Raw genomic sequence first — 14886 nt, 5'->3', positions numbered from 1 at the left:
GAAAAACTAATTCTTTAATAAACTGTATCTAATCTGGAAAGGAAATGTTACGTATAAAGTTGCTGATAAATTGCACTGTTTTACATAAACGTTAACATTCGCACATTTTTGATAAAAACCAAGGTGGTTTGTAGAGAGATGTATTCGGTTCGATATACTCTCAGTAGCACAAAGAATTGGGCCTACATGTAATTTTGTTGGTCAAAAATGAAACTTTTTTACAGGTTGTTGTAGTTTCTTTTATTTATTTGTCCATTTGCTTCTTTTTTACTCAATAAAAAATGAAAGTTAATTTATTTGTTTATCAGTGATTTATGTCATTTTGGTGTGATGAGGCACCACTTTGGTAGTATTTAGGTGGTGAGAACTGATCCAAGTCAATTTTTTTCACACTCTGAAATATTATACTCAGTCCTGAAAGCAATTTACTAAGACGTTTGTTTTCTAAGTGACTGATAAACAGTAAAAACGATAAGTAATAGCCTTAGTAAAAAGTTTTTAATATTTGTTAATTTTAGGAGATTCCCTATGCCTGTAACTAATATGGCTGAACTAGATGCAATGGTTGCTCGCGTTAAGAAAGCGCAAGAAGAGTTCGCTACTTACTCTCAAGAGCAAGTAGATAAAATCTTTCGTGCAGCATCGCTTGCAGCTAACCAGGCCCGTATCCCGCTAGCTCAACAAGCGGTAGAAGAATCTGGTATGGGTATTGTTGAAGATAAAGTAATCAAGAACCACTTCGCTTCTGAGTTTATCTACAATAAATACAAAGACGAACAAACGTGTGGCATCTTAGAAGAGGATGACAACCTAGGTACTATGACTATCGCTGAGCCTGTAGGCATCATCTGCGGTATCGTACCAACGACTAACCCAACTTCTACAGCGATCTTCAAATCTCTAATCTCTTTGAAGACTCGTAACGGTATCATCTTCTCACCACACCCACGTGCGAAAAACTCAACTAACGATGCAGCTAAACTCGTTCTAGATGCAGCAGTAGCAGCAGGCGCACCAAAAGACATCATCGGTTGGATCGACCAGCCTTCTGTTGAGCTTTCAAACGCTCTAATGAAACACGATGACATCGCGCTTATCCTTGCAACTGGTGGTCCAGGCATGGTTAAAGCCGCTTACTCTTCTGGTAAGCCAGCAATCGGTGTAGGTGCAGGTAACGTTCCTGTTGTTATCGATGAAACAGCAGACATCAAACGTGCTGTTGCTTCTATCCTTATGTCCAAGACTTTTGACAACGGTGTAGTATGTGCTTCTGAGCAGGCTGCAATCGTAGTTGATGAAGTATACGACGAAGTGAAAGAGCGTTTTGCTTCTCACAAAGCTTATGTCCTAAGCAAAGCAGAAGCTGATAAAGTTCGTAAAGTGCTTCTTATCGATGGTGCGCTAAACGCCAAAATCGTAGGTCAGCCAGCAGCAGCAATCGCTGAAATGGCAGGCGTTAAAGTTCCAGCAGACACTAAAGTTCTTGTTGGTGAAGGTCTGGGCAAAGTATCTCACGATGACGCATTCGCTCACGAGAAACTATCTCCAACTCTAGGTCTATTCCGTGCTGACAACTTCGAAGACGCGGTTGCTCAAGCGGTAACTATGGTTGAGATTGGTGGTATCGGCCACACATCTGGTCTTTACACTAACCAAGATACTAACGCTGACCGTATCCGTTACTTCGGTGACAAGATGAAGACAGCTCGTATCCTAATCAACATCCCGACTACTCACGGTGGTATCGGTGACTTGTACAACTTCAACGTTGCGCCATCTCTAACGCTAGGTTGTGGTTCTTGGGGTGGTAACTCTATCTCTGAGAACGTAGGTCCTAAACACCTAATCAACAAGAAAACTGTAGCGAAGCGAGCTGAAAACATGTTGTGGCACAAACTACCTAAGTCTATCTACTTCCGTCGTGGTAGCCTTCCAATCGCGCTGGGCGACCTAGAAGGTAAGAAACGTGCATTCCTAGTAACTGACCGTTTCCTATTCAACAACGGTTACGCAGATGACGTAGTAAGCCTACTGAAAGCTCAAGGCATGGAAGTTCAAACATTCTTCGATGTTGAAGCTGACCCAACACTGTCTGTAGTAGAAAAAGGTGCGGCTCAAATGGCTAGCTACCAACCTGACGTTATCCTAGCGCTAGGCGGTGGTTCACCAATGGATGCAGCGAAAATCATGTGGGTAATGTACGAGCACCCAGAAACTCACTTTGAAGAACTAGCAATGCGCTTTATGGACATCCGTAAACGTATCTACAAGTTCCCTAAAATGGGTAAAAAAGCTGAGCTTGTATGTATCACTACAACTTCAGGTACTGGTTCAGAAGTTACTCCATTCGCGGTTGTTACTGACGACAAGACTGGTGCTAAATACCCACTAGCTGACTACGAAATCACGCCAAACATGGCAATCGTTGATGCGAACCTAGTAATGAACATGCCTAAGTCTCTAACAGCATTTGGTGGTTACGATGCAGTAACTCACGCTCTAGAAGCTTACGTTTCTGTTCTTGCTAACGAATACTCAGATGGCCAAGCTCTTCAAGCACTTAAGATGCTAAAAGAGTACCTACCATCAAGCTATGCGAACGGTGCAAATGACCCAATCGCTCGTGAGAAAGTACACAACGCAGCTACTATCGCTGGTGTTGCATTTGCGAACGCATTCCTAGGTGTTTGTCACTCAATGGCTCACAAACTGGGTGCTGAGTTCCACTTGCCACATGGCCTAGCTAACGCACTACTTATCTCTAACGTGGTACGTTACAACGCGAACGACAATCCAACTAAACAAACTGCGTTCTCTCAATACGACCGTCCACAAGCACGTCGTCGTTACGCTGAAGTTGCTGACCACCTAGGCCTAAGCCAAGAAGGTGACCGTACTGCTCAGAAGATTGAACGTCTACTAGCATGGTTGGATGAACTAAAAGTTAACCTAGACATCCCAATGTCTATCCAAGCGGCAGGTGTTGCTGAATCAGATTTCGTAGCGAAACTGGATGAGCTAGCGGTAGAAGCGTTCGATGACCAATGTACTGGTGCGAACCCACGTTACCCTCTAATCAGCGAACTTAAAGATGTGTTGATGGCTTCTTACTACGGTAAAGCATTTGTTGAAGGCGAAACTTTCGAAGGTACAACTGTTATCAAGAAGAAAGCAGACCAAGAAGCAGCAAAAGCAGCACCTAAAGCAGCACCTAAAGCAAAGAAAGAAAAAGCTGACGCGTAATTAAAAAATCGAGTGAGCAAGGTTTTCGCTAGCACGGAACCTTAATCGGGAAAAGGTTAAAGCCCCAGTCAAATGACTGGGGCTTTTTTTATTTTGGTGCAGGAGTTACATCTGGCTTGGGAAAACAGAGTTGCTGTGTATGCTTACACTTCGGTCGCAACTACTCGGCCACTGAAGTATTCATTCGCGACGATGTATGCTGTGTTGCGGACTAGTTCGTCTTGGATCTCAGCCCAGTGCCTCTCGTTTAGCTCTTCTTTTGTATGATTTACCGAGGGAATAACGCCGCCCACTCGAATGTTGAATGGTGTGAGTTCTTTTGCCCAGCTGTGAGTAAAACCTGACACCAACGCCGCCATGCTTTCAACGCCCGTAAAGTCTTCATGGTTGTCATGAGAAATGACGTTAACAATGACGCCTTTCTTGTTTCTGGCTCGAAAGCGCTCTGCTCCTACTTGGCCGTAGGTATAAAGGAAGCGTGCCGCAGACGACAAGTGATCAATGTAAGTACTCATTGGTTCTGGCGCCATTAAGCCAGGCATAGGGGAGCTGGTCCAGCAATTAACAATCACATCTGGTGTCGCACGTAGCTGTGATTCTATCTGATCAAACAATAAGTTAATGGACGTTGTGTTATCACTACACACATTCATCGCATACACTTTGTCAGTGAAAGCGCTGATTTGCTCATAGCTCGCTCTCAAAGCGCTAGAATTTTGGTCACAAAGAATCAACGTTGCTCCAAGGTGAGCAAAGTGATTTGCACAGGTTCTTCCTATAACCGAACCTGCAGACGTGACGAGAATAATTGATTCTTTGATATCCATAGCACCTTCACTGTATCCATATGTGAAAAACAATACACCAGTGGTTTGTGCTAATAGCATGGTTGAAATTCGTTGGGTTCAGTGTGAAAGGCTTCAAACTAACGCTTTCGAGTGAGGACTATTGTGCGGTAATTTGTAAGACGTCACATTTCTGACGTGTAGGTATTGCAAGCTATTGGATAAAAAGCGGATCTCTATGCTTTAGCTTGAATTTGATGCTGACGTTGAGCCGTCACTAGCTGATTATATAGCCCAGCATCTGGGATCAGTTGTTTGTTGCGTTCGCCCAATCTGCGTCGCTCATGACCAGATAGGTTGTGATAAACCTCCTCTGGTAGGTTGAATGTGTCTTCAGGTAGGTAAGTCAGCGCATCTGGTTTTAGGTAATGGCTCAGCTTTGCGGAAGGCAATCCTGCATCGTGAAACTGTTTCGCTTGTTCAGCTGCGAGTTCATAGCTGCTGCTATCAGAACGAAGAGCTTGAGGTTGCGATAAACCCAATTGTTGGCGAAGAATACTGTCACTGGTGATGACTTCCTGGACCTCTTCAACTGGGACCACATCGCGAACATCATTAGAGAACATAGACAGAATCAGCGAGAAATCCGCACGACGACCTTCGTGTACGGCATGGTTAATACCATTACCGAACTGAAGTTCGTTGATAATTGCAGCTTTGTCTAACGTATGAATTTGCATGATGTTCCTCGCTCGATGCTCTTTTAACGGCGTGGATAAGAAAAACTTTAGTAAAAGAGGGAATTACTTAAAGGTGCTAGGGAAGGCGAAACAAAAAAGCCCGCTAAATAGCGAGCTTTTGAATAAGACTAAATTGAACTTAGGGGGAAGTATATTACTTCGCTAGGTTCTCAGCTACGAAGTCCCAGTTTACTAGAGCCCAGAAGCCGTTCATGTAATCAGGACGTACGTTGCGGTAATCGATGTAGTACGCGTGTTCCCATAGGTCAACAGTTAGAAGTGGTGTTGTACCTTCTTCTGTTAGAGGAGTAGCAGCGTTAGAAGTGTTAACGATCTCTAGAGAGCCGTCAGCTTTCTTAACCAGCCAAGTCCATGAAGAACCGAAGTTGTTGATTGCTGAATCAGTAAACTTCGCTTTGAATTCTTCAAAAGAACCGAATGCTGCGTTGATAGCGTCTGCAACTGCGCCAGTTGGCTCGCCGCCCGCATTTGGAGCAAGACAGTGCCAGTAGAACGTGTGGTTCCAGATTTGCGCTGCGTTGTTGAATACGCCACCAGTAGAAGTCTTGATGATCTCTTCTAGAGTTTTGCCTTCGAACTCAGTACCAGGGATAAGACCGTTAAGCTTAACAACGTAAGTGTTGTGGTGCTTACCGTGGTGGTAGTCTAGAGTCTCTGCTGAGATGTGTGGTTCTAGTGCGTCTTTCGCGTAAGGAAGAGCTGGTAGTTCAAATGCCATTACTCGATTCTCCATTGATTTGAAAGGATGACCTTTCGATTGCTTCCAGTGTTTTTTTATAGCTATGTCGCCTTTAAGGCTGACTTGCTAAGTATTTTAGCAAGTTTTTACTTTATTAAAACCCCGATATGAAAATATTTTAAGAGGTTAGCAGTGGTGAAGTGCTGCATTGCTCGCCAATGAGCAACCTAAAATTAAGCCTTATTAATTATGTGGTTTTTATTCTGTCGTTATTGAGTAGAATGTGGCAAATAAATAAAGTTCAAACCCATGAATGAGGAAGCGATGGAAACTATCGACAAAATCAAACAGCAGATCTCTGAAAACTCAATCCTGCTGTACATGAAAGGATCACCGAAACTACCTAGCTGTGGTTTCTCTTCTCAAGCGTCACAGGCACTAATGGCATGTGGTGAGAAGTTCGCTTACGTAGACATTCTGCAAAACCCAGATATCCGTGCTGAGTTACCAAAGTACGCGCAATGGCCAACTTTCCCTCAACTATGGGTTGAAGGTGAGCTTATCGGCGGTTGTGACATTATTCTAGAAATGTTCCAAAAAGGTGAACTGCAGCCTCTAATCAAAGAAGCAGCAGCGCGCGCTGAAGATCAAGCTGAGTAATTCGTAAATACTCACATTTAGCGATAGAATACGAAGGAGCCGTACTGGCTCCTTTTTCTTTTTAGGTTAGTGGAATGAACATAAAGCTTTACTACGTGCATGACCCAATGTGCAGTTGGTGTTGGGGTTACAAACCAACGCTGGATAAACTAAAACAGCAACTGCCAGGTGTGATTCAGTTTGAGTATGTGGTTGGTGGTCTTGCGCCAGATACTAATTTACCGATGCCGCCCGAGATGCAACAAAAACTCGAAGGTATTTGGAAGCAGATTGAGCGCCAGTTAGGCACTAAGTTTAACTACGATTTCTGGAAGCTTTGTACGCCAGTTAGAAGCACTTACCAATCTTGTCGTGCGGTTATTGCAGCGGGCTTTCAAGACTCTTATGAGCAGATGCTAGAAGCGATTCAGCATGCGTATTACTTACGTGCGATGCCTCCTCATGAAGAAGCCACTCACTTGCAACTAGCGAGAGAAATTGGCTTGAATGTTCAGCAATTCAAGAATGACATGGATGGCTCTTTCTTAGAAGGTGTGTTCGAAGATCAATTGAGCCTTGCAAAGAGCCTAGGTGTGAGCTCTTACCCTAGCTTGGTTCTTAAAATTAACGACGCTTATTTTCCGATTGCCATCGATTACCTGTCGACAGAACCAACCTTGAAGCTGATTCGTGAGCGTATTATTGACAATATGCCAGCGCAATAACCACAGTTATGAATAACAAAAAGCCGCTCATTGAGCGGCTTTTTCGTAACTAATGTATATCCATCCAAACAATAGTATTAAAGCACCATTGCTGCAATCCAACCAAAGATGATTAGAGGGATATTATAATGGATAAAGGTTGGAACGACTGTTTCCCAAATGTGCTCATGTTGACCGTCGGCATTTAGACCAGATGTAGGGCCTAATGTAGAGTCAGAAGCTGGAGAGCCTGCATCACCTAACGCCGCTGCAGTACCTACCAGTGCAATCGTTGCCATCGGCGAGAAACCGAATGCTAGCGCAAGAGGAACATAGATAGTTGCAAGGATTGGAATCGTAGAGAACGATGAACCAATGCCCATTGTTACTAATAGACCAACGATCAGCATCAGTAGTGCAGCTAGAGGCTTATTGTCACCGATGCTGGTTGATAGCGATTGTACTAGTGTTTCAACACCGCCAGTTTGCTTCATTACTGCTGCAAAACCTGCCGCTGCGATCATGATGAAGCCAATCATTGCCATCATGTGTACACCTTTAGTGAACACGTCGTGCGTCTCTTTCCATGCGATAACGCCGCCGAAAGTGAACACCATAAAGCCAGCTAGAGCACCGATAATCATTGAACCCGTGTAAAGCTGAACACCCAATGCAGCGACAATACCAAGTGCCGCAACTAAGATGTGCTTTTTATTGATGACATGATCGGTTTCGTCAACGACAGTCAACTCAGTTTCTTTGTAGACACGCGGTTTACGATAGCTAACAAAGATAGCCAGTAATAGACCAAACAGCATGCCTGCACCTGGCAGTAACATGGCGGTTGGGACTTGGCCTGCAACCACGTTTTCCAAACCGTTGTCATGTAGGTTCTTTAATAGAATGTTGTTTAAGAAAATACCGCCGAAACCAACAGGTAAGATCATGTAAGGTGTGATCAAACCGAAGGTAAGAACACACGCGACCAAACGTCGATCGAGCTTAAGTTTCGCAAATACGCCCAAAAGAGGTGGAATCAAAATTGGAATAAAGGCGATATGGACCGGAATTACGTTTTGAGATGACATAGTGACAAGAACGAGCGCGACTAACACCGCGTACTTTAACCCGGTAGTTGACGCCGAGTTTTCTTTACCATTTAAGCGCTTGATAACACTTTTGGCCAGTAGATCCGTGATGCCTGATTTCGAGATGGCAACAGCGAAAGTACCTAACATGGCGTAGCTTAGCGCGATAGTTGCACCGCCACCTAGACCACTTTCAAATGCGGCAACCGTATCCCCAAGGCTCATGCCTGCGACTAGGCCGCCTACGATGGCACTAAACGTGAGGGCAACCACCACGTTTACGCGCATCAATGCTAACACGAGCATGACGCACACTGATATAACGACAGGATTCATACTTTTCCTAATATGTTGTGTTTACTTATTATTCTTCGTCGACAAGCGGCCAACCGCCGAGGGCCTTCCATTTGTTGACAATACCGCAGAATAATTCTGCTGTTTTTTGTGTATCGTAAAGCGCAGAGTGTGCTTCACGGTTATCAAATTCCATCCCGGCTGTTCTGCATGCTTTAGCGAGAACTGTTTGGCCATAAGCAAGGCCACTTAATGTAGCCGTATCAAAAGTAGCAAAGGGATGAAAAGGGACTCTTTTTAGTTTACAGCGTTCATTTGCTGCGTTTACAAAACCCAAGTCGAATGCTGCGTTATGAGCAACCATAATTGCACGTGAGCAATCTGCGGCTTTTTGTTCTTTGCGAATAAGCTTATAAATTTCCTTTAGCGCCTCTTGCTCAGAAACAGCACCTCGAAGAGGGCTGAAAGGGTCACGAATACCATTGAATTCAAGCGCTTCTTTTTCTAAGTTAGCGCCTTCAAATGGTTCCACATGAAAATGAATGGTGGAGGCCGGATGCAACACGCCATGTTCGTCCATTTTCAACGTAACGGCACAGATTTCTAAAAGTGCATCAGTTTGAGCATTGAAACCAGCGGTCTCAACGTCTACTACCACAGGGAAATAACCACGAAAGCGTTTTTTCAAGGTTAGAGCTTCATTTTCTAGTGTCATGTTGGCTTATTTTTGTGTGACGAAGGCTGCATTATTGCAGATTATACCGATGAGAAAAACCGCAATTTAAGAGAAAACCGGAATTCTATTTTGCATCCAATCAATAAGTTTGTATTGCATATTATGTAGACGTTTATTCGCCATACTTTGCATCATGTAAACCGATAAAACATGAGGAAGTAAAACGCTAAGTGGCGGTTAAGGTGATTGGAACACGGTGGCTCACATTAATGGCAGTGTGACAGATAACCCTATATTGGCGAGATTTTTGCATGCTGGTTGAAGTGGTTTTATTGATGCAAATTGACGGCAACAGACTGCCGTTTAAGAGACAGTATTAGATGAAGAAATGGCTAATTACCAGTGGTGTTGTATTTTCGTTGTTTAGCACAAGCAGCTTCGCTTTGATGGGCAAACGTTATGCTGCAACTCCACAGCAATCTCAATGGGAAATGGTGGTCAATACACCATTAGAATGTCAGCTTGTACACCCCATTCCAAGCTTTGGAGATGCGGTATTTTCATCTCGTGCGAATAAAAAAATCAATTTAGACTTTGAGTTAAAAATGCGTCGCCCGATGGGAGAAACACGTAACGTCAGTCTCATTTCTATGCCGCCACCTTGGCGACCAGGTGAACACGCCGATCGAATTACAAACCTAAAGTTTTTTAAACAGTTTGATGGTTATGTCGGAGGGCAAACAGCATGGGGCATTTTGTCTGAGCTGGAAAAAGGCCGTTATCCGACTTTTAGTTACCAAGATTGGCAGAGCCGAGATCAGAGAATTGAAGTCGCATTGTCATCAGTACTGTTTCAAAACAAGTACAACGCGTTTAGCGACTGTATTTCCAACTTATTGAAATACAGTTTCGAGGACATTGCTTTTACGATTTTGCACTACGAAAGACAAGGTGATCAGTTAACCAAGGCTTCTAAAAAGCGTTTATCACAAATTGCAGATTATATCCGACATAATCAAGATATCGATCTCGTGCTGGTGGCGACGTACACAGATTCAACCGATGGTAAAAGTGCGAGTCAAAGTTTATCAGAGCGACGTGCAGAGTCACTTCGTGATTATTTTCAGTCTCTAGGGCTACCGGAAGATCGAATTCAAGTGCAAGGGTACGGCAAGCGTCGTCCTATTGCAGATAACGGTTCGCCAATAGGAAAAGACAAAAACCGCCGAGTCGTGATATCTCTAGGGCGAACCCAAGTGTGATGCTTATAAAAACGCCGAAGCTGAAAGCTTCGGCGTTTTTGATTTACTGACGTTGTTAATAATATTTTAGTGGTATTTTGCCAAGCACCTTTCGGTGATTCCTACTGTATAATTTGAATGTTAGTTTAAGCGGAATTTGGCAATGACTTCGCAATTGGTTGCGGTATCTATTTTTTCAACCTGTTTGGCAATAGCCGGATTAGGGTGACGCTTCATAAAGTCTATCAACGCCTTAGTACAGCATCCTATCGAGTCGATAAAGCTTGCACACTCTTTATTTGGGCATTGTGGGATAAGTGTTAAGACTTTCTCAGAGGCCAGTTGAAGGTATTTGAGTTCATAGTCAGTATCTCCAGCCCAACGCCAGAACTGAGCTAAGTTATGACAAGAAATCACAGAAATTAATAATCGCTCGTCCGCCTCAATTTCCACACATTCGCTGATATCTTCACTCAGGCTTAGGGCTTGCTGGTAATGAAGAATGCTGCGAACAGGGTCATCTAGTTGAAGTGCCGTATCGGCTAGAAGTGTGTGTTTTTCCCATTCACTGATCATTATCGTAATCCCGCATATCGAAGTTGCGGACAAATCTAAACGATAACTATTATCAAGTAAAGAGTTTTGTTTATAAAAGGACAGGCAGATCGCAGACCTGCCTGTAATCGGAGTTCAACTTGCAGTACAAGTGATTATTAGAAGTGCCGCTTAGCCTTCAAGACCTGCTGAAGCTTGCTTGTTTTGAATAAGCTCAATCATATAACCATCTGGGTCTTTTACGAATGCAATGTGCGTGCTTCCGCCTTTTACTGGACCTGGCTCACGCGTCACATTACCGCCCGCCGCTTTGATAGCGTCGCAAGTTGTGTAGATATCATCAACACCAATGGCGATATGACCAAAAGCAGTACCTAGGTCATACTCAGTTTTACCCCAGTTGTAAGTCAGTTCGATCACTGCACCTTGGGATTCGTCACCATAACCAAGAAACGCTAGCGTGTATTCGTACTCTTTATTTTCGTTAGTACGAAGCAGCTGCATGCCCATAACTTCAGTGTAAAACTTGATGGATTTGTCTAGATCACCTACGCGAAGCATAGTGTGGAGAATTCGACCGTTTGACATTTTTTGCTCCTAGCTTTGATTTACAAATAGCGTTAGCTATCTGGGTATACTTTCTCTTTATATTCGCACAAATCTTCGATAATGCAGCTACCGCAGCGAGGCTTTCTTGCTACGCACGTATAACGACCATGAAGAATGAGCCAGTGGTGCACATCGAGTTTGAACTCTTTTGGCACAACTTTTAATAGCTTCTGCTCGACATCATCAACCGTTTTTCCCATCGCAAATTTAGTGCGATTCGACACGCGATAAATGTGCGTATCGACGGCAATAGTTGGCCAACCAAAAGCGGTGTTGAGCACGACGTTTGCGGTCTTGCGACCTACGCCTGGCAGCGCTTCTAACGCTGCACGATCTTCAGGAACTTCACCATTGTGTTTTTCCAACAAGATCTTACAAGTCTTGATTGTGTTTTCTGCCTTTGAGTTAAACAAACCGATTGTCTTTATGTATTCTTTTAAGCCATCGACTCCCAAATCAAGAATGCTTTGAGGTGTATTCGCTACAGGGAAAAGCTTGTCGGTGGCTTTATTGACGCTTACATCGGTTGCTTGAGCTGATAGTAATACAGCGATTAGCAGCTCAAAAGGGGAGCTCCAGTTAAGCTCAGTTTGAGGATTCGGATTGTTTTCTCGTAATCGCTCAAGAATTTCGATTCTTTTTATTTTGTTCATTGCTGACTTCCAATACCGTCTCTGCGGTTTATGAAAAAGGCTCCTATGACAGAGCCTTATCTTGTTATGCGTTAGTGACGCGAGCACGTTCTATGGTTGGTTTTTCTTCTTTTGGTTGACGTGCCTGAATTGAATTATCTATGACATTTTTGAGCGCTATCAACAGCCCAACACCGATAAATGCACCAGGTGGGAGAAGCGCTAACAGGAAGCTATTGTCAAATTGGAAAACTTGAATCCGTAGAGCTGAAGCCCAGTCTCCTAGGAGAAGGTCTGCTCCGTCGAATAGTGTGCCATTACCAATTAATTCGCGCATGGCACCTAAAACAACCAAGACGCTCGTCATACCAAGGCCCATCCACAAACCATCTAGCGCAGCGGGTGCAACATCATTTTTTGACGCGTAAGCTTCTGCTCGGCCAATAATAATGCAGTTCGTTACAATCAGAGGAATAAAGATACCTAGAGACAGGTACAAACCGTACGCATAGGCATTCATTAACAACTGAACGCAGGTAACGAGTGAGGCAATGATCATAACGAATACAGGTATACGGATCTCTTTTGGCACATAGTTACGGATAAGAGAAACTGTTACGTTGGATCCAACTAGCACGAGTAAGGTTGCAATACCAAGACCTAATGCATTGGTTATCGTGGAAGAAACCGCTAGCAGTGGACATAAGCCCAGCAGTTGTACGAGAGCGGGGTTATTACTCCACATACCGTTTTTCATCAGTAATTTATTCTCATTCATTACTGCTCTCCTTCACAGCCTAACGGCTGGCTAAGAATGTCTTCACGAGATTGGTTTACGTAGTTAACGGTATTTCGCACCACTTTTACGACGGCTCTTGGCGTGATCGTTGCACCAGTAAATTGATCGAAATCGCCGCCATCTTTACGAACTTTCCACGAATTCCAATTGTTTTCCGTGACTTGTTTTCCTGTAAAGCTCAGGATCCAGTCTGTGACACGAAGATCGATTTTATCGCCCAGACCAGGGGTTTCTTGGTGGTTTAGGACGCGTGTCCCCAAAATATTGCCCTGATTATCAATCCCAGTAATTACTTTTATCTCACCATTGTAGCCATCTGGCGCGATAGATTCTATTGCGATTGCTGTTGGTTCACCATTCTTCGTGGCGAGGTAGGCTGGCATCGCACGTAATGTCCCCAGATCTGGAGACGTGACCATTGTACAAGCTTGCGTGAGTGCGTTGTCATGCATATTTTCTGGAATGACTTGATTCAAAACAGAAAGTAATTGTTTTTGCTCTTGTACCTTGATTTGGTCTTTTGTTAGGTACTGAGTAAGGGCGACTAATCCGGTTGTTGCACATGCAAAGATCGCGAGTGTCAGACCATTTTTTCTAATAGCGGTTAACATGTTTACCTCAGTGACCGTAAGTTCTAGGTTTGGTGTAGTAATCGATCAGTGGCACACACATATTTGCAAGCAACACTGCAAATGCAACACCATCTGGGAAACCGCCCCAACTGCGAATGATAAAAACCAAAGCACCAATAAGCGCACCGAAGATTAAACGTCCTTTGACGGTGGTAGACGCCGAAACGGGATCGGTTGCAATAAAGAATGCGCCAAGCATGGTTGCACCAGATAACAAGTGTAAAACTGGCGACGCAGTTTCCCCTGGCGTCAGCAACGTGAACACTAGGCTAAACAGAGTCAGACTCGCAAGGAAACCTGCTGGAATATACCATTGGATGATACGCTTTTTGATCATGACTATGCCGCCAAGAAGGTAAGCAAGGTTTACCCATTGCCAACCAATACCACCTAAGCCATCAAATATTGGCTGCGACATTACTTCGCTTGGAGTGGCACCTGTAAGAATGCCAGTCTTAAATGCATCAAGTGGTGTCGCCATTGTCACGCCGTCAACACCTGAGCGAACTTGCTGAAGTGATAAGCCGTCGTAATCATAGCCCGTAAAAATTAAAGAGAGTGTATCTGCAAAATTTACATGATCAGGTATGAGTGATGTCGGTGCACTCCAACTCGTCATTTGTACTGGGAAAGAGATCAACAAGACCACATAAGCGACCATTGCAGGGTTGAATAAGTTTTGTCCAAGGCCACCATAGAGGTGTTTAGCAATTACTATCGCAAAAATAAGCCCGATCACCATAATCCACCACGGAGACCATGGTGGTATAGCAACGGCTAATAACCAAGCGGTAACTATTGCACTGTTATCACGTAGCGCTCTCATTGGTGAGCGTTTACGACAGATCATGACTAAGGCTTCAAGGGATACAGCGACTGCAATGGCAAAAATCAGCTGAATAAGCGTACCCCAGCCAAAGAAGTAGGTTTGAGCTACTAAACCTGGAAGTGCGCAAAGTGCCACCCATTTCATTAAGTCTGGCGTACTACGACGACTGTGGGTATGCGGTGAACTGGCAATAAAAAACGACACTACTCGTTCTCCTCAGTATTATTTTTATTAGCTTCTTGTTGCGCTTTGCGTGCCTTCGCGCGCGCAATTGCTGCGGCAACCGCGGCTTTCTTCGGATCCACTTCTGGTTCTTCGGAGGTTGCTTCTTCAACAGGCTCTGTTTGCGTTTCTTGCTTCGCTTTGCGCGCTTTGGCTCGAGCGATGGCAGCAGCCACGGCGGCTTTTTTCGGATCGTCGGTTTGCTCGGCAGGTGCTTCAGCTTCTTCCGCTTCAGTTGAGTCTGCTTGTTTTGCTTTACGAGCCTTCGCGCGCGCAATTGCTGCGGCAACCGCGGCTTTCTTCGGATCCACTTCTGGTTCTTCGGAAGTTGCTTCTTCAACAGGCTCTGTTTGCGTTTCTTGCTTCGCTTTACGCGCTTTGGCACGTGCAATGGCAGCTGCCACGGCGGCTTTTTTCGGATCTTCGGTTTGCTCGGCAGGTGCTTCAGCTTCTTCCGCTTCAGCTGAGTCTGCTTGCTTCGCTTTTCGCGCTTTGGCT

15 protein-coding genes and 1 pseudogene are annotated in these 14886 nt (G+C 44.3%); 4 read left to right on the top strand and 12 right to left on the bottom strand.

Annotation, left to right across the window (positions count from 1 at the left end):
• The first annotated feature begins 528 nt into the window (after positions 1-528).
• On the top strand, positions 529-3243 hold the full coding sequence (gene adhE / locus R7R78_RS07250) for a bifunctional acetaldehyde-CoA/alcohol dehydrogenase (protein ID WP_225473373.1): 2715 nt from the start codon (positions 529-531) through the stop codon (positions 3241-3243).
• A 143-nt stretch (positions 3244-3386) separates the two neighbouring features.
• Here the strand turns inward: adhE and R7R78_RS07245 are convergent, their stop codons facing one another.
• The 3 genes from R7R78_RS07245 to sodB all read right to left on the bottom strand — a co-directional run bounded on the left by R7R78_RS07245 (position 3387) and on the right by sodB (position 5507).
• Positions 3387-4130, bottom strand: a complete 744-nt coding sequence (locus R7R78_RS07245) for an SDR family oxidoreductase (protein WP_005380732.1) — start codon at positions 4128-4130, stop codon at positions 3387-3389.
• Between the two features lie 134 nt (positions 4131-4264).
• The gene (locus tag R7R78_RS07240) at positions 4265-4768 is read right to left on the bottom strand and encodes a VC2046/SO_2500 family protein (protein ID WP_033907342.1); all 504 of its coding nucleotides are present in this window, start codon (positions 4766-4768) and stop codon (positions 4265-4267) included.
• Between the two features lie 154 nt (positions 4769-4922).
• Positions 4923-5507 carry a superoxide dismutase [Fe] gene (gene sodB, locus R7R78_RS07235; protein ID WP_005396533.1) on the bottom strand — a complete coding sequence of 195 codons (585 nt, stop codon included), beginning with the start codon at positions 5505-5507 and terminating at the stop codon, positions 4923-4925.
• 285 nt (positions 5508-5792) lie between these two features.
• On the opposite strand from sodB, the gene R7R78_RS07230 reads away from it, so the two are divergent.
• Both R7R78_RS07230 and R7R78_RS07225 read left to right on the top strand, forming a co-directional pair.
• A complete protein-coding gene (locus R7R78_RS07230) occupies positions 5793-6128 on the top strand; it encodes a Grx4 family monothiol glutaredoxin (RefSeq protein ID WP_017635833.1) in 336 nt (111 codons plus the stop codon).
• Positions 6129-6202: 74 nt separating this feature from the next.
• The gene (locus R7R78_RS07225; protein ID WP_132936849.1) at positions 6203-6832 is read left to right on the top strand and encodes a DsbA family protein; all 630 of its coding nucleotides are present in this window, start codon (positions 6203-6205) and stop codon (positions 6830-6832) included.
• A gap of 77 nt (positions 6833-6909) precedes the next feature.
• On the opposite strand, the gene R7R78_RS07220 is transcribed toward R7R78_RS07225, so the two are convergent.
• Both R7R78_RS07220 and rnt read right to left on the bottom strand, forming a co-directional pair.
• Positions 6910-8235, bottom strand: a complete 1326-nt coding sequence (locus R7R78_RS07220) for a Na+/H+ antiporter family protein (protein WP_025767202.1) — start codon at positions 8233-8235, stop codon at positions 6910-6912.
• A gap of 28 nt (positions 8236-8263) precedes the next feature.
• Positions 8264-8908 (bottom strand): ribonuclease T, encoded by a 645-nt coding sequence (gene rnt, locus R7R78_RS07215; protein ID WP_225473372.1) that lies wholly within the window; start codon positions 8906-8908, stop codon positions 8264-8266.
• A gap of 341 nt (positions 8909-9249) precedes the next feature.
• Between rnt and motY the strand changes: the two genes are divergently transcribed.
• Positions 9250-10131, top strand: coding sequence for a flagellar protein MotY (motY, locus tag R7R78_RS07210; protein WP_005384887.1), 882 nt, complete (start codon positions 9250-9252; stop codon positions 10129-10131).
• Positions 10132-10251: 120 nt separating this feature from the next.
• Here the strand turns inward: motY and R7R78_RS07205 are convergent, their stop codons facing one another.
• From R7R78_RS07205 to R7R78_RS07175, 7 genes and pseudogenes are all read right to left on the bottom strand, one after another.
• A complete protein-coding gene (locus R7R78_RS07205; protein WP_005384886.1) occupies positions 10252-10686 on the bottom strand; it encodes a DUF2753 domain-containing protein in 435 nt (144 codons plus the stop codon).
• A gap of 150 nt (positions 10687-10836) precedes the next feature.
• Complete coding sequence (gene gloA, locus R7R78_RS07200) at positions 10837-11253, bottom strand: lactoylglutathione lyase (RefSeq protein WP_005380739.1); 417 nt, start codon at positions 11251-11253, stop codon at positions 10837-10839.
• A gap of 32 nt (positions 11254-11285) precedes the next feature.
• Positions 11286-11927, bottom strand: coding sequence for an endonuclease III (gene nth / locus R7R78_RS07195; protein WP_005380743.1), 642 nt, complete (start codon positions 11925-11927; stop codon positions 11286-11288).
• A gap of 64 nt (positions 11928-11991) precedes the next feature.
• The gene (locus R7R78_RS07190) at positions 11992-12684 is read right to left on the bottom strand and encodes an electron transport complex subunit E (RefSeq protein ID WP_005380745.1); all 693 of its coding nucleotides are present in this window, start codon (positions 12682-12684) and stop codon (positions 11992-11994) included.
• A complete protein-coding gene (rsxG, locus tag R7R78_RS07185) occupies positions 12684-13316 on the bottom strand; it encodes an electron transport complex subunit RsxG (RefSeq protein ID WP_005380747.1) in 633 nt (210 codons plus the stop codon). The genes R7R78_RS07190 and rsxG overlap by 1 nt, the downstream gene beginning before the upstream one ends.
• 7 nt (positions 13317-13323) lie before the next feature.
• Positions 13324-14370: an electron transport complex subunit RsxD gene (gene rsxD / locus R7R78_RS07180; RefSeq protein WP_005390256.1), complete on the bottom strand. Its 1047-nt coding sequence runs from the start codon at positions 14368-14370 to the stop codon at positions 13324-13326.
• Positions 14370-14886, bottom strand: a pseudogene (locus R7R78_RS07175) (electron transport complex subunit RsxC); the annotation flags it as partial. The gene rsxD and the pseudogene R7R78_RS07175, both read right to left, overlap by 1 nt.

The organism is Vibrio sp. 2134-1 (assembly GCF_033339495.1).
Note: the sequence above shows the minus strand (reverse complement) of the source record. Positions and strands in the feature narration are given on the sequence as shown.